General features: G+C 71.4%; 19 protein-coding genes. 14 read left to right on the forward strand and 5 right to left on the reverse strand.

What is annotated here, in order from left to right; genetic code table 11:
- Positions 1-186: 186 nt before the first annotated feature.
- Positions 187-2,139: a hypothetical protein gene (locus QU602_RS07175; RefSeq protein ID WP_308799565.1), complete on the forward strand. Its 1,953-nt coding sequence runs from the start codon at positions 187-189 to the stop codon at positions 2,137-2,139.
- Positions 2,136-3,059 carry a tetratricopeptide repeat protein gene (locus QU602_RS07180; protein WP_308799566.1) on the forward strand — a complete coding sequence of 308 codons (924 nt, stop codon included), beginning with the start codon at positions 2,136-2,138 and terminating at the stop codon, positions 3,057-3,059. Before QU602_RS07175 ends, QU602_RS07180 begins: the two co-directional genes overlap by 4 nt.
- Here QU602_RS07180 and glgB read toward each other — a convergent pair.
- The gene (gene glgB / locus QU602_RS07185; protein WP_308799567.1) at positions 3,053-5,275 is read right to left on the reverse strand and encodes a 1,4-alpha-glucan branching protein GlgB; all 2,223 of its coding nucleotides are present in this window, start codon (positions 5,273-5,275) and stop codon (positions 3,053-3,055) included. The genes QU602_RS07180 and glgB overlap by 7 nt on opposite strands.
- Positions 5,268-7,325: a maltotransferase domain-containing protein gene (locus tag QU602_RS07190; protein ID WP_308799568.1), complete on the reverse strand. Its 2,058-nt coding sequence runs from the start codon at positions 7,323-7,325 to the stop codon at positions 5,268-5,270. The genes glgB and QU602_RS07190 overlap by 8 nt, the downstream gene beginning before the upstream one ends.
- A gap of 146 nt (positions 7,326-7,471) precedes the next feature.
- Between QU602_RS07190 and glgP the strand changes: the two genes are divergently transcribed.
- Positions 7,472-10,039: an alpha-glucan family phosphorylase gene (glgP, locus tag QU602_RS07195; RefSeq protein ID WP_308799569.1), complete on the forward strand. Its 2,568-nt coding sequence runs from the start codon at positions 7,472-7,474 to the stop codon at positions 10,037-10,039.
- A gap of 31 nt (positions 10,040-10,070) precedes the next feature.
- Here the strand turns inward: glgP and ybaK are convergent, their stop codons facing one another.
- Together ybaK and glgX are read right to left on the reverse strand one after the other, a co-directional pair.
- On the reverse strand, positions 10,071-10,562 hold the full coding sequence (gene ybaK, locus QU602_RS07200) for a Cys-tRNA(Pro) deacylase (RefSeq protein WP_308799570.1): 492 nt from the start codon (positions 10,560-10,562) through the stop codon (positions 10,071-10,073).
- On the reverse strand, positions 10,562-12,628 hold the full coding sequence (glgX, locus tag QU602_RS07205; RefSeq protein ID WP_308799571.1) for a glycogen debranching protein GlgX: 2,067 nt from the start codon (positions 12,626-12,628) through the stop codon (positions 10,562-10,564). The genes ybaK and glgX overlap by 1 nt, the downstream gene beginning before the upstream one ends.
- An 18-nt stretch (positions 12,629-12,646) precedes the next feature.
- Here glgX and QU602_RS07210 point away from each other — a divergent pair, with 18 nt between their 5' ends.
- Entirely contained in the window at positions 12,647-13,867 is a 1,221-nt protein-coding gene (locus tag QU602_RS07210; protein ID WP_308799572.1) for a cysteine desulfurase family protein, read from the forward strand.
- A 138-nt stretch (positions 13,868-14,005) separates the two neighbouring features.
- Positions 14,006-15,130, forward strand: coding sequence for a tRNA 2-thiouridine(34) synthase MnmA (gene mnmA / locus QU602_RS07215; RefSeq protein WP_308799573.1), 1,125 nt, complete (start codon positions 14,006-14,008; stop codon positions 15,128-15,130).
- 286 nt (positions 15,131-15,416) lie between these two features.
- Here mnmA and QU602_RS07220 read toward each other — a convergent pair whose 3' ends face one another.
- Complete coding sequence (locus QU602_RS07220) at positions 15,417-17,084, reverse strand: DUF222 domain-containing protein (protein ID WP_308799574.1); 1,668 nt, start codon at positions 17,082-17,084, stop codon at positions 15,417-15,419.
- On the opposite strand from QU602_RS07220, the gene QU602_RS07225 reads away from it, so the two are divergent.
- From QU602_RS07225 to QU602_RS07265, 9 genes are all read left to right on the forward strand, one after another.
- Positions 17,083-17,397 carry a ribbon-helix-helix domain-containing protein gene (locus QU602_RS07225; RefSeq protein ID WP_308799575.1) on the forward strand — a complete coding sequence of 105 codons (315 nt, stop codon included), beginning with the start codon at positions 17,083-17,085 and terminating at the stop codon, positions 17,395-17,397. The genes QU602_RS07220 and QU602_RS07225 overlap by 2 nt on opposite strands.
- A gap of 60 nt (positions 17,398-17,457) precedes the next feature.
- Positions 17,458-17,811 (forward strand): PIN domain-containing protein, encoded by a 354-nt coding sequence (locus QU602_RS07230; protein ID WP_308799576.1) that lies wholly within the window; start codon positions 17,458-17,460, stop codon positions 17,809-17,811.
- Between the two features lie 32 nt (positions 17,812-17,843).
- The gene (gene ligA / locus QU602_RS07235; RefSeq protein WP_308799577.1) at positions 17,844-20,129 is read left to right on the forward strand and encodes an NAD-dependent DNA ligase LigA; all 2,286 of its coding nucleotides are present in this window, start codon (positions 17,844-17,846) and stop codon (positions 20,127-20,129) included.
- 39 nt (positions 20,130-20,168) lie between these two features.
- Positions 20,169-21,986 (forward strand): alkaline phosphatase family protein, encoded by a 1,818-nt coding sequence (locus QU602_RS07240; protein ID WP_308799578.1) that lies wholly within the window; start codon positions 20,169-20,171, stop codon positions 21,984-21,986.
- A gap of 37 nt (positions 21,987-22,023) precedes the next feature.
- Entirely contained in the window at positions 22,024-22,326 is a 303-nt protein-coding gene (gene gatC / locus QU602_RS07245) for an Asp-tRNA(Asn)/Glu-tRNA(Gln) amidotransferase subunit GatC (protein WP_308799579.1), read from the forward strand.
- Positions 22,323-23,864 carry an Asp-tRNA(Asn)/Glu-tRNA(Gln) amidotransferase subunit GatA gene (gene gatA / locus QU602_RS07250; RefSeq protein WP_308799580.1) on the forward strand — a complete coding sequence of 514 codons (1,542 nt, stop codon included), beginning with the start codon at positions 22,323-22,325 and terminating at the stop codon, positions 23,862-23,864. The genes gatC and gatA overlap by 4 nt, the downstream gene beginning before the upstream one ends.
- A complete protein-coding gene (gene gatB / locus QU602_RS07255) occupies positions 23,864-25,381 on the forward strand; it encodes an Asp-tRNA(Asn)/Glu-tRNA(Gln) amidotransferase subunit GatB (RefSeq protein ID WP_308799581.1) in 1,518 nt (505 codons plus the stop codon). The genes gatA and gatB overlap by 1 nt, the downstream gene beginning before the upstream one ends.
- Positions 25,382-25,448: 67 nt before the next feature.
- Positions 25,449-26,117, forward strand: coding sequence for a hypothetical protein (locus tag QU602_RS07260; protein WP_308799583.1), 669 nt, complete (start codon positions 25,449-25,451; stop codon positions 26,115-26,117).
- 17 nt (positions 26,118-26,134) lie between these two features.
- Positions 26,135-26,458 carry a hypothetical protein gene (locus QU602_RS07265; protein WP_308799584.1) on the forward strand — a complete coding sequence of 108 codons (324 nt, stop codon included), beginning with the start codon at positions 26,135-26,137 and terminating at the stop codon, positions 26,456-26,458.
- Positions 26,459-26,473 lie beyond the last annotated feature (15 nt).

Genomic DNA, 26,473 nt, shown 5'->3' on the forward strand with positions numbered 1-26,473 from the left:
TCCGCGGCTCGGGGTGGCGTGGCGGATTCGTCTCATTGTACGGCGCGACGGTCCAGCCGCAGAGCGGCTGGGGCTCGCCCTGAACCGTGCGTTCGTATACGTTTCCAGGGAGTCTTCGGGACGCTCTCAGATACGCCCGATAGTCTGCAATGTCTTTGTCCCGACGCCGCGTCCGCGGTACTGGAGGTGCTTTTGCGGTTCGTCCTCGCCATCGTGGCGTTCGCCGCCGCGGCCGTGATGATCGCGTTCGGGATCGCCCAGCGCACCGTGTTCCTCGAGCCGGACCGCGTCGCACTGCAGATCACCGCCGAGACCGGCGACGCCGACTACCTCGTGATCGGACCCGAGGCGCTCGCCGCCTACCCCGGCAAGCAGACCCTCACGATCGACGGCGAGGGGACTGCGTTCCTCGCGTACGGCCGTACCTCCGACGTGCTGGCCTGGATCGGTGACGACGAGTACGCCGAGATCGGCTACGACGCCGAGGCGGGCGAGCTCACGGCGCGAGTGGTGGACCCGACCGAGAGCGACGCGTCCGACGGGCAGGACACGGACGACGCCGACGAGGCACCGGCGACCGATTCGCCCGCGACCGATGTGCCCGCCACCGAGACACCGTCGGCCGACGCCGCGGCTCCCGTCTCGCCCGCCGGCTCCGACCTCTGGCTCGATGAGCTGAGCGAGGAGGGCACGCTGACCACCACGGTCGACGTTCCCGCGGGCGTCTCGATGCTGGTGGCGTCCGGCAGCGACGACCCGGTACCCGATGAGGTCGCCATCACGTGGCCGCTGGACAACTCGACGCCGTGGTTCGGCCCGCTGCTCACGGGTGGCGCGATCGCCTTCCTCGTCGGGTTCGCTCTCATGATCTCCGGGATCATCCATCACCGGCGTTCACGCGGGCCTCGACGCAATCTGCCGAAGGGCGGCCCCAGACGGGCCCGCCGCACGCGGGCGCAGCCGACGCCGGTCGTCGAGGACACCCCGGCCGCCGGCGAACGAGGCGGCGCGACGGGCGAGTCGCGATCGGCCGGGCGACGCGCACTGATCGCCGGCGTGGTGCTCGTGCCCGCGTTGAGCCTCACGGCGTGCTCGGCCGAGTACTGGCCGACGTTCGAGCAGGCGCCGGCGACGACCGCTCCGGCCACGGTTCCGGCGACGGTCGCGCCCGAAGAGGCCGATGCCGACGCCGAGGCCGGGAGCGACGCCGAGGAGGCCGAATCCGTCGAGCCGGCCGTGACGGTTCCGCAGATGGAGCTCATCATGCGGAAGCTCTCCGACTCGGCCGCGGCGGCCGACGAGGCGCGCGACCCGGCGCTCGCCGCCGAGCGGTTCACCGGGCCCGCACTCACCGCGCGCGAGGCGAACTACGCCATCCGCGGCGTGCTGCCCGAACATCCGGCGGCGACGGCGATCCCGGCCGCGCCGCTCGAGATCACCCTGCCGCAACAGTCGAAGGCCGGCATCTGGCCGCGAACGGTGCTCACGATCGTGAAGAACGGCGACGACCCGACCGTCGCGCCCTCGTCGCTCGTGCTCGTCCAGCAGTCGCCGCGCGACAACTTCAAGATCCTCTACGCGATGTCGCTCGTCCCCGACGCCGACCCGCCGGAGGTCGCGCCCGCCTCCATCGGTGCGCCGCTCGTCTCCCCGCAGTCCAAGCTGCTCGTCCTCGCGCCCGACCAGGTGGCGGCGGCGTACGCCGACGTGCTCATCCAGGGCACCGCATCACAGTACGCCGAGCTGTTCGAGACCGAGGGGGATGTGCTGCTCCAGCAGCTCGGCCCCGAGGGTCAGACCGCGACCAACGAGACCCTCCCGGCGACGGCGGATGCGACGTACACCACCCAGGCCGGATCGAGCCCGCCCATCGCGCTCGCGACGAACGACTCCGGTGCGATGGTCTCGGTGTCGGTCACGCAGACCGAGAAGGTGACGCCGAACGATGGCGGTACGCTCGGATTCGGCGATGGCCAGCCCGGCGGTGCGCTCAGCGGATTCACCGGGAAGAGCGCCAAGGGCGTGCAACGCGAGATCGGCATCCAGGTGCTCTTCTACGTTCCCGCGGTCGGCTCGGACGAGAAGATCCGCGTCCTCGGCTGGTCGGAAAGCTTGATCGGAGCATCGGAGGTCCCGTGACGAATCCCATCCCGCCGTCGGCCGGTCTGCGCGGAGCGGTCGACCTGTCATCCCTCGTCCAGGGTCCGCCGCCCGCCGGGGGCGCCTCGGCGCCCGCGGGCGACGCGCTCGTCTTCCCGACCGACGACCAGGCGTTCACCGAGACGCTCGAGCGCTCACGCAGCGTCCCCGTCGTCATCGTGCTCTGGGCGTCGTGGAGCGAGCCGTCCACCGAGCTCGTCGCGACGCTCGAGCGGCTGGTCCGTGCGCGCAGCGGGCGGCTGGTCCTCGCGACCGCCGACGCCGACCGCAGCCCTCAGCTGGTGCAGGCGTTGCAGGCCCAGTCGGTGCCCACGGTGGTCGCGTTGGTCGCCGGCCAGCCGGTGCCGCTCTTCCAGGGTCCGCAGCCCGACGAGGTGATCGACGAGGTCTTCGACCAGCTGCTCCAGCTCGCCGCGCAGCACGGCGTCACGGGCACGGTCGAGGCGCCCGAGGGAGCCGAGACTCAGGAGCCGGCCGAAGCGCCGCTGCCGCCGCTGCACCAGGAGGCGTACGACGCGATCGCACAGGGCGACTACGACGCCGCTGCGGCGGCGTACCGCACGGCGATCGCGCAGGACCCGCGCGACGCGCTCGCCGTGGCCGGGCTCGCGCAGGCGAATCTGCTGGGCCGGCTGCAGGGGAAATCGCTCGACGAGATCCGCAATGCGGCCGCGGCGAACCCCGGCAGCCTCGACGCGCAGCTCGACGTCGCCGACCTCGACCTGTCCGGCGGGCACGTCGACGACGCGTTCGCGCGTCTGCTCGACCTGTTCCCGACGCTCGATGCCGAGGGCAAGGGCCGGGTGCGTGAGCGTCTGATCGAGCTGTTCGAGGTCGTCGGCACCGACGATCCCCGCGTGGCCGCCGCGCGGCGACGGCTCGCGAACCTGCTCTACTGACCCGCCGAGTACCTGAACCAGACCGCGCCGAGTGGCGGCAGCGTGAACTCGGCGGAGGCCGGACGACCCGCCCACGGGACATCCGTCGCCTCGACCGCGCCGAGGTTGCCGACGCCTGAACCGCCGAACTCGGCCGCATCGGAGTTGAGGATCTCGGTCCAGCGGCCCTCGGCCGGGAGGCCGAGCCGGAAGCCGTGGTGCGGCGCGCCCGAGAAGTTCACGACGCACAGCACCGGCGTACGCTCGCGGTCGTAGCGCAGGAACGCGATGACGTTCTCGGCGGCGGCACCGCCCTCGACCCATTCGAACCCGGCCGAGTCGTCGTCGAGCTGCCAGAGCGCCGGCAGGTCGCGGTACACGCGGTTCAGCGCGGCCACGAACTCGGCGAGCTGGTGGTGGGACGGCTGGTCGAGGATCCACCAGTCCAGCCCGCGTTCCTCGCTCCACTCGGAGAGCTGCCCGAACTCCTGGCCCATGAACAGCAGCTGCTTGCCGGGGTGCGCCCACATGTACGCGAGGTAGGCGCGGGTGTTGGCGAGCTGCTGCCAGTGGTCGCCCGGCATCTTGCGCACGAGCGAGCCCTTGCCGTGCACGACCTCGTCGTGGCTGATCGGCAGGATGAAGTGCTCGCTGAACGCGTAGAGGAACGAGAACGTCAGGTCGTGATGGTGGTGCGAGCGGTACATCGGGTCCTTCTGGATGTACTGCAGGGTGTCGTGCATCCAGCCCATGTTCCACTTGTACCCGAACCCGAGTCCGCCCGAGCTCGTGGGCCCGGTGACGCCCGGCCAGCTCGTCGACTCCTCGGCGATCATGACCACGCCGGGGCGGCGTTTGTACGCCGTGGCGGTGACCTCCTGGAGGAAGCCGATCGCCTCGAGGTTCTCGCGCCCGCCGTGGATGTTCGGCACCCACTCGCCCTCGTTGCGCGAGTAGTCCAGGTAGAGCATCGAGGCGACCGCGTCGACCCGCAGCCCGTCGACGTGGAACTCCTCGAGCCAGAACAGGGCGTTGGCGACCAGGAAGTTCCGCACGCGCGGGTTGCCGTAGTCGAAGACGTAGGTGCCCCAGTCCTTCTGCTCGCCGCGGCGTGGATCGGGGTGCTCGTAGAGCGGTTCGCCGTCGAATCGTGCGAGGGCCCAGTCATCCTTCGGGAAGTGCCCTGGGACCCAGTCCATGATGACGCCGATGCCGGCCTGGTGCAGGCGGTCGATCAGGTAGCGCAGGTCGTCGGGCGTGCCGAAGCGGCTGGTCGCCGCGTAGTAGCCGGTCACCTGATAGCCCCACGAGCCGCCGAACGGATGCTCCGCCAGGGGCATGAACTCGACATGGGTGTAGCCGAGCCAGTGCACGTATTCGATGAGCTCGTCGGCGACCTCGCGGTACCCGCGACCGGGCCGCCACGAGCCGAGGTGGAGCTCGTAGATGCTCATGGGGCGCTCGTGCAGGTTCGTGGCCGCCCGGCGAGACATCCATTCGCCGTCCTGCCAGTCGTGATGGCTCTCGGAGACGACCGACGCGGTCGCCGGAGCGATCTCGGCCTGCCGGGCCATCGGGTCGGCCTTCATGATCCACTCGCCCCACTGCGTGAGCAGCTCGAACTTGTAGGTCGTGCCGGGCTCGAGGTCGGGGACGAACAGCTCCCAGACGCCGCTGCCGCCCATGCTGCGCATGGCGTGGCCCTGGCCGTCCCAGCGGTTGAAGTCGCCCACGACGCGCACGGCTCGTGCGCGCGGCGCCCAGACGGTGAACGCGGTGCCGGCGACGTGACCGCCGGCGCCCCAGTGCTCGCGGTGGTGCGCGCCGAGCGCGTTCCAGAGCTCCTCGTGCCGGCCCTCGTGGATGAGGTGCAGGTCGAGCTCGCCGATCGTGGGCCCGAACCGGTAGGGGTCGTCGCTCACCCATTCGCCGCCGTCGGCGTAGCGCGCGAGCAGCCGGTAGCCGGTCGGGCCGAAGTCGCCGGCTCCGGCCCAGATGCCGTGACCGAGGTGGGCCATGGGCACCCGGCTGCCGTCGTCGAGTACCGCGTCGACCGACTCGGCGAGCGGGCGTCGCGCGCGGATCACGGTGTGCGGGCCGGCATCGCCCGGGACGTCGAACCCGTGCAGGCCGAGCACCGCGTGCGGATCGGATGAGCGCCCCTCGGCGACCGCGCCGAGCAGGTCGTCGGCGACCGGGGGGCCGGGCCGGGCCGGGCCGGGCGTGACGTCAGGCATGCGGTCTCCGATGCTTCGGCGGCTGTGCGGTCGCCGGTCGCTGCCGGACGATGTGCAGGACGTGCGCGGGACGGGTGAACGCGTCCAACCGGACGTAGTTCGAGGCGCCCCACTCCCAGCGCTCGCCATCGACGAGGTCCTCGACGGTGAAGGTCGCGCCGGGCTCGAGCCCGAGCGCGTCGAGGTCGAGGTGCACGGTGGTCTCGCGCACGGAGTGCGGATCGACGTTCGCGACCACGATGATCGTGTCGTCGAGGCCGGTGCCGGTGAACCGCGCATCGAGGTGCTTCGAGAAGGCCAGCACCTGGTCGTCGTCGGTGCGGTGCACGTGCAGGTTGCGCAACTGCTGGAGGGCCGGATGCTCCGCCCTGATGCGGTTCAGAATGCCGAGGTAGAGCGCGAGTGACCGACCTTCGCGTTCGGCGAGGGCGAAGTCGCGGGGTTTGTACTCGTACTTCTCGTTGTCGATCGCTTCCTCGGCGCCCGGGCGGGCCACCGACTCGAAGAGCTCGAACCCGGCGTACACGCCCCAGGTGGGCGCCGCGGTCGCCGCGATCGTCGCGCGCACGGTGAAGGCCGCCGGGCCGCCGAACTGCAGGTATTCGGTGAGGATGTCCGGCGTGTTCACGAACAGGTTCGGTCGCAGGTAGTCGGCGGTCTCCTCGGCCAGCGAGGTGAGGAACTCCTCGAGCTCCTGCTTCGTGTTGCGCCAGGTGAAGTACGTGTACGACTGCTGGAAGCCGGCGGCCGCGAGCGAACGCATCATCGCGGGCCGGGTGAACGCCTCCGCGAGGAACACCACGTCGGGGTCGTCGGCGTTCACGGCGGCGATGAGTCGTTCCCAGAAGGCCAGCGGCTTCGTGTGCGGGTTGTCGACGCGGAAGATGCGCACACCCTGTGCGATCCAGTGCCGCACGATCCTGAGCACTTCGGCGTAGATGCCCTCGGGGTCGTCGTCGAAGTTGACGGGGTAGATGTCCTGGTACTTCTTCGGCGGGTTCTCCGCGTAGCGGATGGTGCCGTCGGGCAGCACCGTGAACCACTCCGGATGCTCGGCCACCCACGGATGGTCGGGTGAGGCCTGCAGCGCCAGATCGAGCGCCACCTCGATGCCGAGGGCGTTCGCCCGACGCACGAACGCGCGGAAATCGGCGAGCGTGCCGAGGTCGGGGTGGATCGTGTCATGGCCGCCTGCGCTGCCGTCGGCGAGCGGGCCGCCGATCGCCCAGGGCGATCCCGGATCCCCGGGTCCCGGATCGAGCGTGTTGTTGCGTCCCTTGCGATTGGTCTGCCCGATCGGATGGATCGGCGGGAGGTAGAGCACATCGAAGCCCATCGCCGCGACGCCGTCGAGCCGCTTCGCGGCGGTCTTGAAGGTGCCGCTCTTCCAGGTGCCGTCCTTCAGGCGCTTGGCGCCCTCCGAGCGTGGGAAGAACTCGTACCAGCTGCCGACGCCGGCACGGCGCCGCTCGACGAGGAGCTCGTGCTCCTCGGTCAGGCTCACGAGGGCCGCGAGGGGTCGGGCGTCGAACTCCTGGAGCGCGGGGTCGTCGACGAGCAGGCGGCGCGCGACAGGCGGGGTACCGGGCGCCCGCAGGTCAGCGGCCAGGGTGGTGAGCCGCTTGCGGACGGCGGCGGGGCGGGTGCGTTCGGCCGCCGCGCGTTCGAGCAGTCGTGCGCCGATCTCGTACATGAGCTCGACGTCGACGCCCGCGTCGATCTTGAGCGCCGCATCGTGGCGCCACGTCGCGACCTCGTCGCCGAATCCCTCGACCTGCCAGCGCCAGACACCCTGCTCGCCGACCTGGACGAGGGCCTCCCAGCGGTCGGTCCCGGCCGCCAGCGCACGCATGCGGTGACGCTGGGTCTCGCCAGACGGCGAGACGAGCGACAGCATCGCGCCGACGACGTCGTGGCCCTCGCGGAACACCGTCGCGCGGAACGGTACGACCTCTCCCGAATACGCCTTCGGCCGCCATCTCGGATCGGGGGCGGCCGGACTCAACTGGATCACCGGGATGCGGTGCACGAGCGGGTCAGGTGAGATCACGTCTCGACCGTATCGCCTCGGCCCGCCGAGCGGCACGGGTTGACGCGGACGGGGCCGGACTCGTCGCGTCGGTGACCGCCCGGCGATCGGTCACCGCATGGGGACTGTTCACATCGCCGTCATCTCGGGGCGCATAGGGTGTCGGTGTGAAGCCGATCCGGAGATTCACCGTCCGTGCGGTCGTGCCGCCAGCGCTCGAGGCGCTCGACGAGCTCGCCGGCAACCTCAGATGGGCCTGGCACGAGCCGACCCGGCGCGTGTTCGAGCACATCGATCCCGAGGCGTGGCTCCGGTCGGGTCGGGACCCGGGCGCACTCCTCGGCGAGGTCGCGCCGTCCCGGCTCGACGAGCTGGCCGGCGACGAGGGGTACGTGGCCTGGGCCGAACGCGAACGCGCCGGTCTGCGCACGTACCTGAGCGACCCCCGGTGGTACCAGTCGATCGGGGACGACGCACCGAACGGCATCGCGTACTTCTCGCCCGAGTTCGGCATCGCCGAGGCCCTGCCGCAGTATTCGGGCGGGCTCGGCATCCTCGCGGGCGACCACCTGAAGGCGGCGAGCGATCTCGGTGTGCCGATCACCGCCGTCGGCTTGTTCTACAAGGCGGGGTACTTCTCGCAGTCGATCTCGGCCGACGGCTGGCAGCAGGAACGGTATCCGGCGCAGGACCCCGACGGCCTGCCGCTGTCGCTCGTCCGCAACCCCGACGGGTCCGCGGTGCAGATCACGCTCGGGCTGCCAGACGGTCGGGCGCTCGTGGCGCGGGTCTGGCTGGCCAAGGTCGGCCGGGTCCCGCTGCTGCTGCTCGACACGGACGTGCCCGCGAACGACGACGATCTGCGGTCGGTGACCGACCGGCTCTACGGCGGCAGCGGGGAGCACCGGCTCCTGCAGGAGCTGCTGCTCGGCGTCGGTGGCGCCCGCGCGCTCGCCGCATGGACCGACCTGCACGGCGGCGCAGGTCCCGAGGTGTTCCATCTGAACGAGGGTCACGCCGGATTCCTCGGGCTCGAGCGGATCTCGTCGCTCATCGCCGACGGGCTCGCCTTCAGCGAGGCGCTGCAGGTCGTGCGGGCGAGCACGGTCTTCACGACCCATACGCCCGTCCCGGCCGGCATCGACCGGTTCGACCGGGGGCTCGTCGAGCGGTACCTCACGAACGCGCTGCTGCCGGGCATCGATCCGGCGGACGCCCTGGCGCTCGGCGTCGAGCCCGGTGCCGATCCCGCGACGAGCGCGTTCAACATGGCGATGATGGGGCTGCGGCTCGCCCAGCACGCCAACGGCGTCTCGCGCCTGCACGGTGAGGTGAGCCGCCGCATGTTCTCGTCGCTGTGGCCGGGCTTCAGCGACGATGAGGTGCCGATCACGTCGGTCACGAACGGCGTGCACGCGCCGACCTGGACGGATCCCGCGCTGCTCGAGCTGAGCGCCGACCGGCTCGGCACCGAGGACGCCGAGCACGCCGACTGGCTGAGCGCGGCGCTCGCCGACGGCGAGCTGTGGTCGGTGAAGCGACGCATGCGCACGCAGCTCGTCGAAGATGCGCGGCGCCGGCTCGCGTCGGCCTGGTCGGCGCAGAACGACGGCGCCGCGGCCCCCGGCTGGATCGACGACGTGCTCGACCCCGAGGCTTTGACCGTAGGCTTCGCCCGCCGCGTGCCCACGTACAAGCGGCTCACGCTCATGTTGCAAGACCCCGACCGGCTGAAGGCGATCCTCACGAACCCCGAGCGCCCGGTGCAGTTCGTGATCGCGGGCAAGTCGCACCCGGCCGACGACGAGGGCAAGCGTCTCATCCAGGAGCTGGTCCGGTTCGCGCAGCAGCCGGAGCTGCGCGGCCGCATCGTGTTCCTGCCCGACTACGACATGGGCATGGCCGCGACGCTCTACCCGGGCTGCGACGTGTGGCTGAACAACCCGCTCAGGCCGCTCGAGGCGTGCGGGACGTCGGGCATGAAGGCCGCGATGAACGGAGCGCTGAACCTTTCGATCCTCGACGGCTGGTGGGCCGAGTTCGCGGGCGACGACTTCGGCTGGGTCATCCCGTCGGCCGACCGCGCCGGTGACGCCGCGGAACGCGACGCGCTCGAGGCAGCCGCGCTGTACGACCTGCTCGAGCACCGGATCGCGCCGGCATACTTCGCCCGCGACGCCGACGGCGTGCCGCGGGAGTGGGTCGGCATGCTGCGCAAGACCCTCACGAGGCTCGTCCCCGAGCTCGGCGCCGACCGCATGGTGCGCGAGTACGTCGACCGGTTGTACCGGCACGCGTGGCGGCACGCTCGGGCGGTGACCGCCGATCACGCGCGCGGAGCGCGCGAACTCGCGGCGTACGGCGCCCGGGTCCGTGCGGCGTGGTCCGGCGTCGCGGTCGTGCACGTCGAGTCGGGCGGCGTCGAGGCGCCGCACGTCGGCGACGAGCTCAAGCTTCGCGCGTATGTCGCGCTCGGCGAGCTGTCACCCGACGACGTCGAGGTCGAGGTCGTCTACGGTCGCGCCGGCGGCGACGACACGATCCGCGACGGCCGGCGCGAGCCGCTGGCTCCCGTGACCGGGACGGGCGAGGCGGATGCCTCGTCGCCGCGCATGTACGAGGGCCGCGTGGTCCTCGACCGGGCCGGCGCCTTCGGCTACACGGTGCGCGTCGTCCCGAAGCATCCGTTGCTGTTGAGCACGGCGGAGCTGGGGCTCGTCGCGGTCGCCCGCTGACGCGGTCGCCGCGCGATGGCACGACGCGCGGTCACCGGGCGATCGGCGCGTAGCGGCCACCGGTCGCCGCGACCAGGTCGTCGGGGGCGAGTTCGAGATCGAGGCCGCGCCGGCCGCCGGAGACCAGCACGGTCTCGCACAGGATCGCGGACTCGTCGAGGACCGTCGGCAACGGCGTCTTCTGGCCGATCGGGCTGATCCCGCCGACGACGTACCCGGTCTTCCGCTCGGCGACCCGTGGATCGGCCATCTCGGCGCGCTTGCCGCCGAGCGCGGACGCGAACGCCTTGAGGTCGAGCTGCCGCGCGACGGGGACGATGGCGACGGCGAGCGACCCGTCGACCATCGCGAGCAGGGTCTTGAAGACCCGGTCGGCGTCGACGCCCAGCTTCTCCGCCGCTTCGAGCCCGTAGGCGGCCGCACGCGGATCGTGATCGTAGGTGTGCGCGGTGAAGGCGATGCCGTCGCGGGTGAGGGCGACGGTGGCGGGCGTGCCCGCCGAGGCATCCGCTCGCTTCGCCATCAGCCCTCCGCCAGGTAGAGCTGCATCGACCAGCCGGCGACGTCCACCTCGTCGCCCGGCTGCAGCACGGCCGGGGCCGCGCCCGGGACCTCGTGCGCCGAGTCCCAGAGCTGGATGTACCGTGCGACGGCCGGGCCGCGCGGCTCGGGGAGCACGACCTCGGTCGGCTCGGTCTGCGCGTGCACGACGAGCAGCACGCGGTTCGGCGGCTCGAGGTCCGGCGTCGACGCGGCGAGATACTGCAGCGTGCGCTCGGTGGGGGAGTCCCAGTCGTCGATGGTCATCGGGATGCCGTCGGCGTTGTACCAATCCATGCGGCTCGCGCCGGGCGTTGACGTGCCGAGAACGCCGTAGCGCACCGGACGCAGCGCGGGGTTCTCCGCTCGCAGCCGGATGAGGTGTCTCGCCGTCTCGAACAGCGCACGCTGCTCGGCCGTGCGGTCCCAGTCGATCCAGGTGGCCTCGGAGTCGAGACAGTACGCATTGTTGTTGCCGCGCTGCGTGCGCCCCGCCTCGTCGCCGGCGGTGAGCATGGGCACGCCGGCCGAGAGCAGGAGGGTGCCGAGCAGGTTGCGGATGCTCCGGCGCCGGGCCGCGAGGATCTCGACATCGTCGGTGAACCCCTCGACGCCGTGGTTGTACGACCGGTTCGCGTCCGTGCCGTCGCGGTTGTCCTCGCCGTTGCCCTCGTTGTGCTTCACGTCGTACGACGTGAGGTCGGCCAGGGTGAAGCCGTCGTGCGCGGTGACGAAGTTCAGGCTCGCGAGCGGCCCGCGCTCGTGCGCGAACGTGTGCGCCGATCCCGTGAGCCGGCCCGCGAACCGCCCCATGCCGCCCGGGATGCGGCGGTGCTCGCGCTCGTACCGCCGGTCTTCGAGCCAGAACTCGCGCATGCGGTCGCGGTAGCGGTCGTTCCACTCGCTGAAGCCGGTCGGGAACCGGCCGGTCTGCCACCCGCCGAAGCCGACGTCCCATGGCTCCGCGATGAGCTTGGTCTGCCCGATGACGGGGTCCTCGAGCATGCCAAGCAGCAGCGGGTGCCCCGTCTCGAAGTCGCCGTGGTCACCGCGTCCGAGGGTCGCCGCGAGGTCGAGGCGGAACCCGTCGACGCCGAGCTCGCCCGCCCAGTACCGCAGCGAGTCGAGCACGAGTCGCACCGGGGCCTCGCGCCCGAAGTCGAGCGTGTTGCCGCAGCCCGTGGTGTCGACGTACCGGCCGTGCGCGTCATGGCGGTAGTAGCTCGCATTGTCGATGCCCCGGAAGCTGTAGGTCGGCCCGGTGCGCCCCTCTTCGGCCGTGTGGTTGTAGACCACGTCGAGGATCACCTCGAGCCCGGCCTCGTGCAGGCGCTTCACCATGCCGGCGAACTCGCGACGGACCGCAGCCGGACCTTCGGCCTGCGCCGCCGCGGTCGCCCAGGGTGCGTGCGGGGCGAAGAACCCGAGCGTGTTGTACCCCCAGTAGTTCACCTTGCCCTGCCGGACGAGTCGCTCCTCGGGCACGAAGGCCTGCACGGGCAGCAGCTCGACGCTCGTCACGCCGAGGTCCGTCAGATATTCGAGCGAGGCGTCGTGCGCGAGCCCGGCATACGTGCCGCGCAGCGCGGCGGGGATGCGCTCGTTCCGGCGGCTGAAGCCCTTGACGTGCGCCTCGTACACGACAGTGCGATCGAGCGGCACCCGCGGCAGCGCGCTGCCGGCCCAGTCGAATCCCTCGGCGACGAGCGTGTCGGTGGCGACGCCGCGCCAGGAGCCGTCGTCGGCGCGCGCGAGCCCGCGAGCGTATGGGTCGAGCAGGGCGTGCACCGGGTTGAACGCGTGCTCGACACCGGCAGGCCCGTCGACGTGCACGGCGTACCGCGCCCCGGGAACGAGCGCCCGCGAGTCCGCCTGCCACACGCCGTACCCGTCGCGCTCGGCCGCCACCCGGTCGACCGCCCATTCGAGATCGTTCGCGTCGAACACGACGAGCTCGACCGAGGTCGCGTGTTCTGACCAGAGCCGCAGCCGACCGCCGTCCGCGTCCGCGCGGACGCCCAGGTCGTGGAGCGGATCGGCGGCAGGCATGCGCTCTAGAGTAGTTCCATGGCGTATCTCGACCACGCCGCGACGACGCCGATGCTCCCCGAGGCGATCGACGCCCTCACGGCCGCACTCGCCGTGACCGGCAACCCGTCGTCCATCCACAGCGCCGGGCAGCGCGCGAAGCGCCTGCTCGAGGAATCGCGTGAGCAGGTGGCCGCGACGCTCGGTGCGGACCCCATCGAGGTCGTGTTCACGGGCAGCGGCACCGAGGCCGTGAACCTCGCGATCAAGGGCCTCTACTGGCGGCGTCAGGCGGATGCCTCGCGGCCTCGCGTGCTCGTGCCGCTCGGCGAGCATCACGCCACGATCGACACGGTCGAGTGGCTCGCGACGCACGAGGGCGCGTCGCCGGTCGACCTGCCGCTCGACGGCGTCGGACGGCTGCGGCTCGGCGCGCTCGCCGAGGAACTGGGCCGCGACGAGGCATCCGTCGCGCTCGCGACCATGCTGTGGGCGAGCAATGAGGTCGGCACGCTCCAGCCGGTCGCCGAGGCCGCCGCCCTCGCGGCACGCGGCGGCGTGCCGTTGCACGCCGACGCGATCGCAGCGTTCGGGCAGGTCCCGATCGACGTGCGCGCCATCAGGCGGGCGACGGATGCTCCGGGTGGCGCCGGACTCGTCGCCGTGAGCGTGTCCGCGCACAAGATCGGCGGGCCCGCCGGCATCGGTGCGCTGGTGCTCGACCGGTCGGCGCAGATCGAACCGCTGCTGCACGGTGGTGGCCAGCAGCGTCGAATCCGCTCGGGCACGCAGGATGTGGCGGCGGCCGCCGCGTTCGCGGCTGCGGCGACGGCCGTGGCGGCGCGACTCGATCGCGACGCGGCACGCATGGCGGCGCTCCGCGACCGGCTCGTGGCGGGCGTCGCGCGACTCGTCCCCGACGCACGGTTGTCGGGCGATCCCGACCCGGCCGGCCGGCTGCCGGCGAACGCGCACTTCTCGTTCCCGGGCTGCGAGGGCGACTCGCTGCTCTTCCTGCTCGATGCGGCCGGCGTCAACGTGTCGACCGGTTCGGCGTGCCAGGCCGGCGTGCCGGAGCCGAGTCATGTGCTGCTGGCCATGGGCCGCAGCGAGCCCGATGCACGTGGCGCGCTGCGGATCACGCTCGGGCACGCGTCCACCGAGGCCGACGTCGACGCCTTCCTCGCGGCGCTCCCCGACGCCTACGAGCGCGCGTCGCGCGCGGGACTCGCCGCCCGCGCGACCTCGTTCGACCGCTGACGCCGCCCCGGGGCATCCGCTCCGCGCCACTTCGCCCCCCTGCGCGCCCGCACGACTGGCGCAGACCCGAACGAACTGGCGCGGAGGCCGAGGTTCGCCCGAGGCATCCGCCCAGCCGACGCTCGTAGACTGGAACGCATGCGAGTGCTTGCAGCCATGTCAGGCGGCGTCGACAGCGCCGTCGCCGCGGCGCGCGCCGTCGAGGCCGGTCACGACGTCGTCGGCGTGCACCTCGCGCTCAGTCGCATGCCGGGCACGCTGCGCACCGGCAGCCGCGGCTGCTGCACCATCGAGGATTCGATGGACGCGCAGCGCGCGGCCAACGCGCTCGGCATCCCGTACTACGTGTGGGACTTCTCCGAGCGGTTCAAGGCCGACGTCGTCGACGACTTCATCAACGAGTACGCCGCCGGCCGCACGCCGAACCCCTGCATGCGCTGCAATGAGCGCATCAAGTTCGCGGCCCTCCTCGAGAAGGCGCTCGCGCTCGGATTCGACGCGGTCGCGACGGGCCACTACGCGAAGATCACGACGGATGCCTCGGGGCGGCGCGAGCTGCACCGCGCGAGCGCCGAGGCGAAGGACCAGTCGTACGTGCTCGGGGTGCTCACGACCGAGCAGCTCGCGCACGCGTACTTCCCGCTCGGCGACACACCCTCGAAGGCGCTCGTGCGCGCCGAGGCCGAGCGGCGCGGTCTCTCGGTCGCGCAGAAGCCCGACTCGTACGACATCTGCTTCATCTCCGACGGGGACACCAAGGGCTGGCTCGCCGAGAAGGTGGGCGAGGCGCCGGGTGACGTGATCGATCGCAGCGGCGCCGTCGTCGGCTCGCACGAGGGCGCGCACGCGTACACCGTCGGCCAGCGTCGCGGCCTGCGGCTCGGCACGCCCGCGCCCGACGGCAAGCCGCGATTCGTGCTCGAGGTGCGGCCCAAGGAGCGGACCGTCGTGGTGGGCCCGAAGGAGGCGCTCGCGACCGCCGAGATCGCGGGGTCGCGGTTCTCGTGGGCAGGGGCCGACCCGGTCGAGTCCGGTCTCGTCGCCGAGGCGGGGGAGTCCTTCGACTGCGAGGTGCAGATCCGTGCGCACGCGGATCCGGTGCCCGCGGTCGCGTGGGTTCATGACGGCGAGCTCGTGGTGCGACCCGAATCACCGCTCGACGGTGTCGCCCCCGGCCAGACCGCGGTCATCTATGTCGGTACGCGGGTGCTCGGCCAGTGCACGATCGACCGCACCGTGAGCGCGGTGCCGGTCGGCGCGTAGATCAACGCCGGCTGCTGGAGGCTCCTGACGGCATCGGGTATTGATAGAGATACTCGCCCGGACCCGAAGCGACCCAGTCCGCTCAGATGCGAGTGCACGTCATTCTCGCCAGGTCGCCTCGCCGGGTCGACGGGACGCGGGGTCGCCGGGTCGCGGGGTCGCCGGGGAGCGGGGTCGCCGGGACGAGCGAGCGTCTCCGCCCACGTGTGGGTCGCCGTGCACGGTCCTCGCTGCGGGGCGTGGTGAGCGCGAGTGTCGCGGGCGCCACATACTCACACGTCAGGGTTCACGCCGCGGCCGTCTCTGGTGTGGCGGGCGGACGTGCTGCGCGCGCTGACCAGGCTGGTGAGGTGGGGTCGAATCGGGCTCGGCCGCCGAGTCGGGGGTGTTGGGATGGGTCGATGTGGGGTGGTGGGATGAACCAGATTCGGGGTCCGTCGGTGTGGATGCGCCAGCCTTGGTCGTGGATGCGGTGGTGGCAGCTGGTGCAGAGCATGACGCCGTTTGCGAGGTCGGTGCGGCCGTGGTCTCTGGCCCACCATTGGATGTGGTGGGCTTCGGCGTAGGTGATGTTCGCTCCGCAGCAGGCGCATCCGCCGTCGCGTTCCATGAGCGCGATGCGTTGTGGTTTCGTGAATAGGCGGGTCGCGCGACCGAGGTCGAGCGGGGCGCTGTCGGCGCCGAGCACGATGGGAATCAGCTCGGCGTCGGCGGCGAGTTTGCGGGCGGTGGCCGCGGCGATGGGGCGGTCGATGCCGTCGATCTCGGCGAGCCCGGTGCCGGTGCGGAGTGCGTCGAGGCTCATCCGCACGACGATCGTGGTCTTGGGTGCGGTGCCGGGCGCGGCCGTGCAGCCGAGCGCGTGCTTGGCGAGTTCGGCGAGGGCGTCGGCCTGGAGTTGCGGGATCGATCGTTGATCCGGCACGACCGGCCCGCCGGTCGCACCACCCGGCCCGTCGAGCCCGGTCGCATCGCTCGTGCCGTCGAGCCCGGTCGTACCGGTCGTGCTGTCGAGCCCGGTCGTACCGGTCGTGCCGTCGAGCCCGGTCGCATCGCTCGTGTCGTCGAGCCCGGTCGTACCGGTCGTGCCGTCGAGCCCGGTCGTACCGCTCGTCCCGTCGAGCCCGGTCGCACCGGTCGTGCCGTCGAGCCCGGTCGTGCCGGGCTCGTGAGAGCGGCGTCGGGCGAGCGCGTCGCTGACGAGCGCGTCGAGTGCGGCCTTGATCGGTGCCGCGGTGACGGGGTCGAGCCGTCCGCGGAGCTGGAACATGCCGTGGCCGTCTTCGTGGAGCGTCAGCGCACGCGCGGCGAACATGCGTTCATCGGCCGGCTGGGCACCGTCTTCGTCGAGCCGCGCCTCGGCGGCCTTGACTGCGCGCTGGATGAGCGAGAACGGTTGCCCGTCTGCGAACTCGACCAGTTTCTGCTCGTACGGTTCGAGCAGGCTCGCCTCGGCGCGGACCTCGACCCGGCGCAGCATGCCCGTGATCGCGGCCGCCGCATCCACGCTCAGCGCGCCGTCATCGAGCGCGCGGCGCACCGCGGCGAACTTCGCCGGGAGCAGCTCGCCCGTGAACGATGCGCGCGCCCGGGTCGCCTCACCCACGGCCAGCAACCGGGACGCCTCAGCCGGCGCACCACCGGTCGCCGCGGCGACCAGCCGTGCGGGCGACGCGTACCCGTGCTGTTTCGCGAGCCCGTCGGCGCCGAACCCGGGCGCGGACCGCTTCGCGACCTCGTCTGCGGCGCGCGCGAGCACCGCGTCCAGCGAACGCCGCAGCCCCGCCACCTCTTCGACCACCCGGACCAGACCCGGTCCGCTCAACGCCTCGAACTCGTCACCCACGGCATCAGCACCGACCGCGCCAGCACCGAACGCGGGCAGGCCCCCGGCCCAGGTCTCCGCGAGCGCGCCGAGCCCGGCCCGGAGCCGATCAAGGGACGAATTCTTCATGTCGAGTAGTATCCACGCACCCACCGACATCGCGGCGCCGACGGGCCTCTGTCGGGTCGCGTTCCCGGTCGAGTTGTATAGCAGTGGCACCATATGTGGCATGGCCAAGACGACGCTCAATCTCCCGGACGAGCTGAAGCGCGCCATCGAACACGAGGCCATCCGGAAGGGAACGTCTGAAGCGGAGGTCATCAGGCACGCCCTCCGTCTCACGCTGTGCAAGAACGTGCCGCGACCCCAAGGCGGCGTGTTCGCCGGTCGTGAGCCGATCGCCGATCGCGTCGACGAGCTTCTCGACGGCTTCGGCGCGTGATCGTCGACACCAGCGCCCTGCTGGCGTACTTCGACGCGAACGAGCCCGCTCACGACCGGGGTGAGTGAGGCGATCGATCGCTCGAACGAGATGCTGGTCGTCTCTCCGTACATTCTCGCCGAGCTGGACTACCTTGTGTTCTCCCGGCATGGGAGTGCCGCAGAACACGCCGTGCTCGCTCAGCTCACGTCGGTCGCCTGGGAGCTCGCCGAGATGTCACTCGCACGACTCGAGTCCGCGCGGGCCATCGTCGAGCGGTACTCCGATCAGCCGATCGGTCTCGCCGACGCCTCCAACGTCGTGTTGGCGGATGCGTATCAAACCCGCTCGAAGGCGACGCTCGACCGACGGCGCTTCTCGCTCTTGCGGGTCGCGGATGGACGACCGCCCGTGATCACCCCCGACGAAGGCTGAGGGGCGTCGGAGGGCGCTCGTAGGATGGGGACGTGAGCGACACCCCCATCGATTTCGAGTCCGCGCGCGCCGAGGCCGCCGAGCTGACGGAGCGCATCGAGCGGTACCGCGCGACGTACTACAACGAGGGCGTGAGCCTCGTGAGCGACGCCGAGTACGACGTGGACTTCCACCGGCTCGAGGCGCTCGAGCGTGAGTTCCCCGAGCTGGCCGGGCAGGACAGCCCGACGCAGCAGGTCGGCGCGGCGACGGTCGCCGGCGGGTTCCCGCCGCATGAGCACGCCGAACGCATGCTCAGCCTCGACAACGTGTTCGATCTCGAGGAGTTCCGCGACTGGGCCAACAAGGCGCAAGGCCAGGCGGGGCGGCAGGTGCGCTGGCTCAGCGAGTTGAAGATCGATGGGCTCGCGATCAGCCTCGCCTACCGCGACGGGGTGCTCGAGACGGCCACCACGCGCGGCGACGGTCGGGTCGGCGAAGACATCACCGAAAACGTCGAGTTCATCCCCGCGATCCCGCGCCGCCTCGGGGGCGAGGGCTTCCCGCCGTTCTTCGAGGTGCGCGGCGAGGTGTTCCTCTCGACCGCAGACTTCGAGGCGCTGAACGAGCGGCAGCACGAGCTGCAGGCCGCGTACGTCGCGCAGCAGCTCGCACGTGGCAAAACCGAGGCCGAGATCACGGTGAAGTTCCCCGAGTTCGCGAACGCGCGCAATACGGCCGCCGGCAGCCTGCGGCAGCGGCGCGAGAACAAGACCGCGGAGCAGCTCGAGCTCATGCGCGATCGCCTCGGCCGGCTCGCGCTGTACCTGCACGGCATCGGTGCGTGGGAGAACCCGCCGGTCGATTCCCAGTCGGGCATCTACGACCTGCTGGCCCGGTGGGGTCTGCCCGTGTCGCCGCACACGCGCGTCTTCGATTCGATCGACGAGGTGACCGAGTTCATCGCGCACTGGGGCGAGCACCGGCACGACGTCGAGCACGAGATCGACGGCATCGTCGTCAAGATCGACGAGCTGGCACTGCACGACGAGCTCGGCGCGACCAGCCGCGCCCCACGCTGGGCGATCGCCTACAAGTACCCGCCCGAAGAGGTCTACACGAAGCTGCTCGACATCGCGGTCGCCGTCGGCCGCACCGGTCGTGCGACGCCCTTCGCGATCATGGCGCCCGTCAAGGTCGCCGGCAGCACGGTGCGCCAGGCCACCCTGCACAACCAGGACGTCGTGAAGGCGAAGGGCGTGCTGATCGGCGACACCGTCGTGCTGCGGAAGGCGGGCGACGTCATCCCCGAGGTGCTCGGCCCCGTGCTCGAGCTCCGCGACGGCAGCGAGCGCGAGTTCGTGATGCCCGAGCGCTGCCCCGAATGCGGCACGCCGCTGCGCCCCATGAAAGAGGGCGACATCGACCTGCGCTGCCCGAACGCGCAGTCCTGCCCCGCACAGGTGCGCGGCAGGGTCGAGCACATCGGCTCGCGCGGCGCGCTCGACATCGAAGCGCTCGGCGAGGTGTCGGCCGCGGCGCTGACCCAGCCGCTCCGGCCCGAGACGCCGCCGCTCGTCACCGAGGCGCGCATGTTCGACCTCACGATCGACGATCTGCTGCCGATCGAGGTCGTCGTGAAAGACGCCGAGACCGGCCTGCCCAAGCTCGACGACGACGGCGCCGAGCGTGTGCGAGCGCCGTTCCGGCGGAACCCGAATGCGGCCGAGAAGAAGGCGGGCGCCACCGGGCCGCAGCCGGCCGCCGGAGCGACCAAGCTGATCGACGAGATCGAGAAGGCGAAGACCAAGCCGTTGTGGCGGCTCATCGTCTCGCTCAACATCCGGCACGTCGGCCCGGTCGCGGCGCGGGCGCTCGCCGACTGGTTCGGCTCGCTCGACGCCATCCGCGCCGCGAGCCGCGACGAGCTCGCCGCGGTCGACGGGGTCGGCGGCATCATCGCCGACGCGGTCATCGACTGGTTCGACGTCGACTGGCATCGCGACATCGTCGACCGGTGGACCGCGGCAGGCGTGCAGTGGTCGACCCCGGGGCATCCGGGGCCCGGCGCCGCCGGCGACGCGGGCGGCGTGCTCGCCGGGCTGACCGTGGTCGCGACCGGCTCGCTCGAGGGCTTCTCGCGCGAAGGCGCGCAGGAGGCGATCATCGCGGCGGGGGGCAAATCGGCGTCGAGCGTATCGAAGAAGACGGACTTCGTCGCCGCCGGGCCCGGCGCCGGCTCGAAGCTCGCGAAGGCCGAGGAGCTCGGAGTCCGTATCATCGACGCAGCGCAGTTCGCCCTGCTCGTCACCGAGGGCCCGGACGCGCTCGACCGCTGAGCGACGGGCCCGGCGGAACCAGAGCTCAGGAGGCGCCCCATGGTGAGGGGTCGATCGAGGAAGCCGGCGGGGGAGCCGGGCGAGACATCCGCAGCAGGCGCGGGCGAGGCCGAGACCGCGTCGGCCCAGCCAGCGCCCCAGCCAGGCGCATCGCGCCGTGACTTCCTGAAGTTCGGCGGCGTCGCGGCCGCCGGCGCCGTGGTCGGCGGGGGCGCGGGGGCGGCCATCGGCGCCGCGGTCGGCCACGCGAGCGGATTCGCCGAGGGGGCTGATGACTTCACGGCGCTCGCGGCGCGCAGCGAGCCCGGGTTCGACCACCTCGTGGTCGTCATGGGCGAGAACCGTTCGTTCGACAACCTGCTCGGTTGGCTCTACACGGCCGACACGCTCCCCGCCGGGCAGACCTTCGACGGGCTCGCGTTCGGCGACTACTCGAACACCGCACCCGACGGCACCGTGGTGCCCGTGCACGTCTACGACGGAGCGACCGACTCGATCATGCGCGCGCCCGACCCCGACCCGGGCGAGGAGTATCCGCACGTCAACACCCAGCTGTTCGGCATCGTCGACCCGCCCGACAACGCCTCCGTCGAGGTCGGCGACATGGCCGCGCCGTACAACGCGCCCGCGCCCGGTCAGAAGCCCAAGATGGACGGCTTCCTGCGCGACTACATCATCAACTTCGAGCGTCTGAAGAAGGGCAAACAGCCGACGGCCGACGAGGCGAAGCGGATCATGGGCGCGTTCTCACCCGACATGATGCCCGTGCTCTCCACGCTCGCGAAGAACTTCACCGTGTTCGACGCCTGGCACTGCGGCGTGCCGTCGCAGACGTTCTGCAATCGCTCGTTCTTCCACGCCTCGACGTCGCACGGCTTCGTCACCAACCGCGAGAACGGCGGCCACAAGAAGTGGCTCGACGCGCCCGCGTCGCCCACGATCTTCAACCGGCTCGAAGAGGCCGGCATCAGCTGGCGCATCTACTTCGACCAGCTGCAGCTCGTCTCCCTCACGGGCGTGCTGCACGCGCCCGCGCTCGAGCAGTACTGGCGCACCGAACGGTTCGCGACCATGGAGCAGTTCTACGCCGACGTGCAGGGCGGCACGCTGCCCGCCTACGCGTTCGTCGAACCGCGTCTCGTCTACAACCACAACGACTTCCACCCGCCGGTCGGAAAGCTCAAGGAGTCCGACGTCGACGGCGAAGAGGTCATCGACAGCGCGATCTCCGACGTGCGTGCCGGCGAGCTGCTCATCCACCAGGTCTACGACGCCATCCGCACGAGTGCGAGCGACTCGGGCTCGAACGCCATGAACACCATGCTGCTCATCACCTTCGACGAGCACGGGGGCACCTACGACCACGTGCCGCCGCCCGCGGCGACGCCGCCCGAGGTGGACGCACCCGCCGGCGAGATGGGCTTCACGTTCGACCGGCTGGGGCTGCGCGTGCCCGCGATCGCGGTCTCGGCGTACACCCGGGCCGGCACCGTCATCCACGACGAGATGCACCACGCCGCGGTCATCGCGACCCTCAGCCGGCTGCACGGCCTGAAGCCGCTCACGCGTCGCGACGAGGGCGCCAACACGCTCTTCACCGTGATCAACAGCGACGAGGCGAGGCATCCGTCGACCTGGCCCCAGACCAGCCCGCAGTACCTGCCGCCGAATCCGCAGGCCGAGGCGCCGCACCCGGCGCACGCCCACAAGGACAAGCCGCTCAGCCCGCCCGCGAAGGGCCTGCTGGGCCTGCTCATCGCGAAGTACGGGCACGGCGAACCCGAGCCCGAGACGTACGCCGATGCCTACAATCTGCTGCACACGTACGGCGAAGGACTCTTCGGGGCGCCCAAGTAGACTCGACACATCCCCACCACGACCCATTCGGAGCAGCATGTCTGAAATCAGTGCGGAGCAGGTCGCGCACCTCGCGAACCTCGCCCGCATCGCGCTCACCGAGGAAGAGATCGCGCACCTCACGACCGAACTCGGCCAGATCATGCAGGCCGTCGAGCAGGTGAGCCGGGTCGCGACGCCCGACGTCGAGCCCACGAGCCACCCGATCCCCATGCAGAACGTGTTCCGCGAGGACGTCGTGGGCGACAACGTGCTCACGCCCGCGCAGGCGCTTGCCGGCGCACCCGAGCGTGACGGCGACCGGTTCGTCGTCTCCGCGATCCTGGGGGAGGAGCAGTGAGCCACGGCGACGACCTCATCCGCCTGACCGCCGCCGACCTCGCGGGCAAGCTCGCCTCCGGCGACGTCACGAGTGTCGAGGCCACGCGCGCCCACCTCGACCGCATCGAAGCGGTCGACGGCGCCGTGCACGCATTCCTGCACGTGGCATCCGATCGTGCGCTCCAGGCCGCGGCCGACATCGACGCGCGCCGCGCGGCCGGCGAGCCGCTCGGCGAGCTCGCGGGCGTGCCGATCGCGATCAAAGACGTGCTCGTCACCGAGGGCATGCCCTCGACGGCCGGCTCGCGCATCCTCGAGGGCTGGATCCCGCCTTACGACGCGACGCCGGTGCGCAAGGTGCTGGAGGCCGGCCTCGTGCCGCTCGGCAAGACCAACATGGACGAGTTCGCGATGGGCTCGTCGACCGAGCACTCCGCCTACGGCCCGACGCACAACCCGTGGGACCTCGAGCGCATCCCCGGCGGCTCCGGCGGCGGCTCCGCCGCCGCGGTCGCGGCCTTCGAGGCGCCGTTCGCGCTCGGCAGCGACACGGGCGGCTCGATCCGCCAGCCCGCGCACGTCACGGGTACGGTCGGCGTGAAGCCGACCTACGGCGCGGTGAGCCGCTACGGCTCGATCGCGCTCGCGTCGTCGCTCGACCAGATCGGCCCGGTGACGCGCACGGTGCTCGACGCGGCGCTGCTGCAAGACCTGATCGCGGGCCACGACCCGCACGACTCGACGTCGATCCCCGACGCCTGGCCGTCGATGGCCGACGCGGTGCGCCGCGCCGACGTGCAAGGGCTGCGCATCGGCGTCGTGAAGGAGCTCGACACCGAGGGCTTCCAGCCAGGCGTGCGGCAGCGCTTCCACGAGGCGCTCGAGCTGCTCGCGAAGCAGGGGGCCGAGATCGTCGAGGTCTCGACCCCGAACTTCGAGCACGCGATCGCCGCGTACTACCTGATCCTGCCGGCCGAGGCATCGTCGAACCTCGCGAAGTTCGACTCGGTGCGCTTCGGGCTGCGGGTCACGCCCGATGGTGGCGGCACGGTCGAGCAGGTCATGTCGGCGACGCGTGAGGCCGGCTTCGGGCCGGAGGTCAAGCGCCGCATCATCCTCGGCACCTACGCGCTCTCCGCCGGGTACTACGACGCCTACTACGGCAGCGCCCAGAAGGTGCGCACCCTGGTGCAGCAGGACTTCGCGGCCGCCTTCGGCCAGGTCGACGTGCTCGCGACGCCGACTGCGCCGACGACCGCGTTCCGGCTCGGCGAGAAGCTCGACGACCCGCTCGCGATGTACCTCAACGATGTCGCGACGATCCCGGCGAACCTCGCGGGTGTGCCCGGCATCTCGCTGCCCGCGGGTCTCGCGCCCGAAGACGGCCTGCCGGTCGGCATCCAGTTCCTCGCGCCCGCGCGCGAGGATGCGCGCCTCTACAACGTGGGCGGCGCGCTCGAACAGCTGCTCGTCGCCGAGTGGGGCGGCCCGCTGCTCGACCGCGCACCCGACCTTTCGACCCATGAGCTGCTCGCGACCGAGGAGGGCGCCGTCTGATGGCCCGTGTCGACCTGATGGACTTCGACGAAGCCCTGGCCCAGTTCGAGCCCGTGATCGGGCTCGAGGTGCACGTCGAGCTGAACACCACCACGAAGATGTTCTCGGGCGCGCCGAACCCGGCGAACTCCGCGTTCCACGACGCCGCGCCGAACACCCTCATCTCGCCGGTCGACCTCGGCCTGCCGGGCTCGCTGCCGGTCGTGAACGCCACGGCGATCCGCTCGTCGATCTCGCTCGGCCTCGCGCTCGGCTGCCAGATCGCGCCGTCGAGCCGGTTCGCGCGGAAGAACTACTTCTACCCCGACCTCGCGAAGAACTATCAGATCTCGCAGTACGACGAGCCGATCGCGTTCGACGGCGTCGTCGAGGTCGAGCTCGAGAACGGCCGGGTCTTCCAGGTCGACATCGAGCGCGCGCACATGGAGGAGGACGCGGGCAAGCTCACGCACGTGGGCGGCTCGACGGGCCGCATCCAGGGCGCCGAGTACTCGCTCGTCGACTACAACCGGGCGGGTGTGCCGCTGGTCGAGATCGTCACGCGCCCGATCGTGGGCGCGGAGGCGGATGCTCCCGCGCTGGCGCGCGCCTACGTCGCGGCGATCCGCGACATCGCGCTCGCGCTCGGCATCTCCGAGGCCCGCATGGAGCGCGGCAACCTGCGCTGCGACGCGAACGTGTCGCTGCGCCCGCGCGGCGCCGAGAGATTCGGCACGCGCACCGAGACGAAGAACGTGAACTCGTTCCGCTCGATCGAGCGCGCGGTGCGCTACGAGATCCAGCGGCAGGCGGCCATCCTCGCGAAGGGCGGCACGATCACGCAGGAGACGCGGCACTGGCACGAGGACACGGGCACCACGAGCCCGGGCCGGCCGAAGTCCGACGCCGACGACTACCGGTACTTCCCCGAGCCCGACCTGCTCCCGGTCGCGCCGTCCGACGAGCTGATCGAGGAGCTGCGGGCCGCGCTGCCCGAGCCGCCCGCCGCGAGACGGCGACGGCTCAAGGCGGAGTGGGGCTTCACGGACCTCGAGTTCCAGGACGTCGCGAACGGCGGTCTGCTGAACGAGATCGCGGCCACGGTCGCCGCGGGGGCGTCGCCGCAGGCGGCGCGCAAATGGTGGACGGGTGAGCTCACCCGGCTGGCGAACCAGGGCGATACGGATGCCTCGGCGCTCGCGTCGCCCGAACACGTCGCCGAGCTCGCCGCCCTGGTCGACGCCGGTACGCTGACCGACCGGCTGGCCCGCCAGGTGCTCGAGGGCGTCGTCGCGGGGGAGGGCTCACCGCAGCAGATCGTCGATGCTCGCGGACTCGCGGTCGTCTCCGACGACGGCGCGCTCATCGCCGCGATCGATCAGGCGCTCGCTGCGCAGCCCGATGTCCTCGCGAAGATCCGCGACGGCAAGGTGCAGGCTGCCGGCGCGGTGATCGGCGCGGTCATGAAGGCCATGCAGGGCAAGGCCGACGCCGCGCGCGTGCGCGAGCTCGTGCTGGAGCGCGCCTCGGCGGAGTAGGGGCGGCTCACAGCCGGTTCATGGCCGGGCTCGATAGCGTCGAGACCCCGCGATTGAGGAGCACACCATGGGATTCTTCGACCGACTCTTCGGTGCCCCCGAGCCCGAGCCCCAGCGCCGGCCGGTTTCCCAGCGGCAGCCGGCGCCGCAGGCACGGCCGCAGCGACAGCTGAGCGACGACGAGCTCGCGGTCGAGCGCTACCGCTATCTGCTGCGTACCGCGCCGCCCCAGACGATCGAGCAGGTGCACGCCGAGGCGTTCGCGAAGCTGACGCCCGAGCAGCGCGAACTGGTCTACACCTCGCTCGCCGAACAAGCGCCCGCTGGCGAACGACCCGCCGATGACGAGCCGCAGACGCTCGCGCGCGCGGCGACCCGTCAAGAGATGCGGCAGCCCGGAAGCATGGAGCGGGCGTTCGCGGGTGGGCCCGGTGGACCCGACGGTCGTCGGGGCGGGCCGTCGATGGGCACCATGTTCGCTGGATCGCTGCTCGGCACAGTGGCCGGTGTCGTCGTCGGGTCGGCGATCGCGCAGGCATTTCTTCCCGACCCGAGCTCGTTCGACGCGGGCGGCGACGCCGGAGCAGGCGACGCGGGGGCCGGTGACGCGGGCGCCGACGCAGGAAGCGTCGAAGCGTCCGGCGCCGACGCCGGCTACGGCGGTGACTTCGGTGGTGGCGACGGCGGGTTTAGCGACTTCGGAGGCGGCGACTTCGGTGGCGACTTCGGCTTCTGACCCACTTCTCCCACCCGATGAACACTGACGACCGGGCCACCCGCCGACTCGAATTCACACTGCAGAAGCCGCGGTTCGCGTTCTACGCGGGTGTTCGACCGACGGTCGTGATCGCCGGGCGCGGTCAGCCCGTGCAGTGGGGGATCGGCACCTGGCAGGTGCCGGTCGGTCAGACCGTGGTCGTGGGCGTCTACCTGTTCAACCGGGTGTGGCGGTTCGGCCGCGCCGAGTTCGCACTCGAACCGCATCATGCTCCGGCATTGGTGTACCGGGCTCCCGCGTTGCCGTTCGCGCGTGGCCGTCTCGAGCCGGGCCCGAACGCGTCTGACCGGCGCACGTGAACACGAGCGTGTCGG

Source organism: Agromyces protaetiae (assembly GCF_030866785.1).
GTDB classification, from domain to species: domain Bacteria; phylum Actinomycetota; class Actinomycetes; order Actinomycetales; family Microbacteriaceae; genus Agromyces; species Agromyces silvae.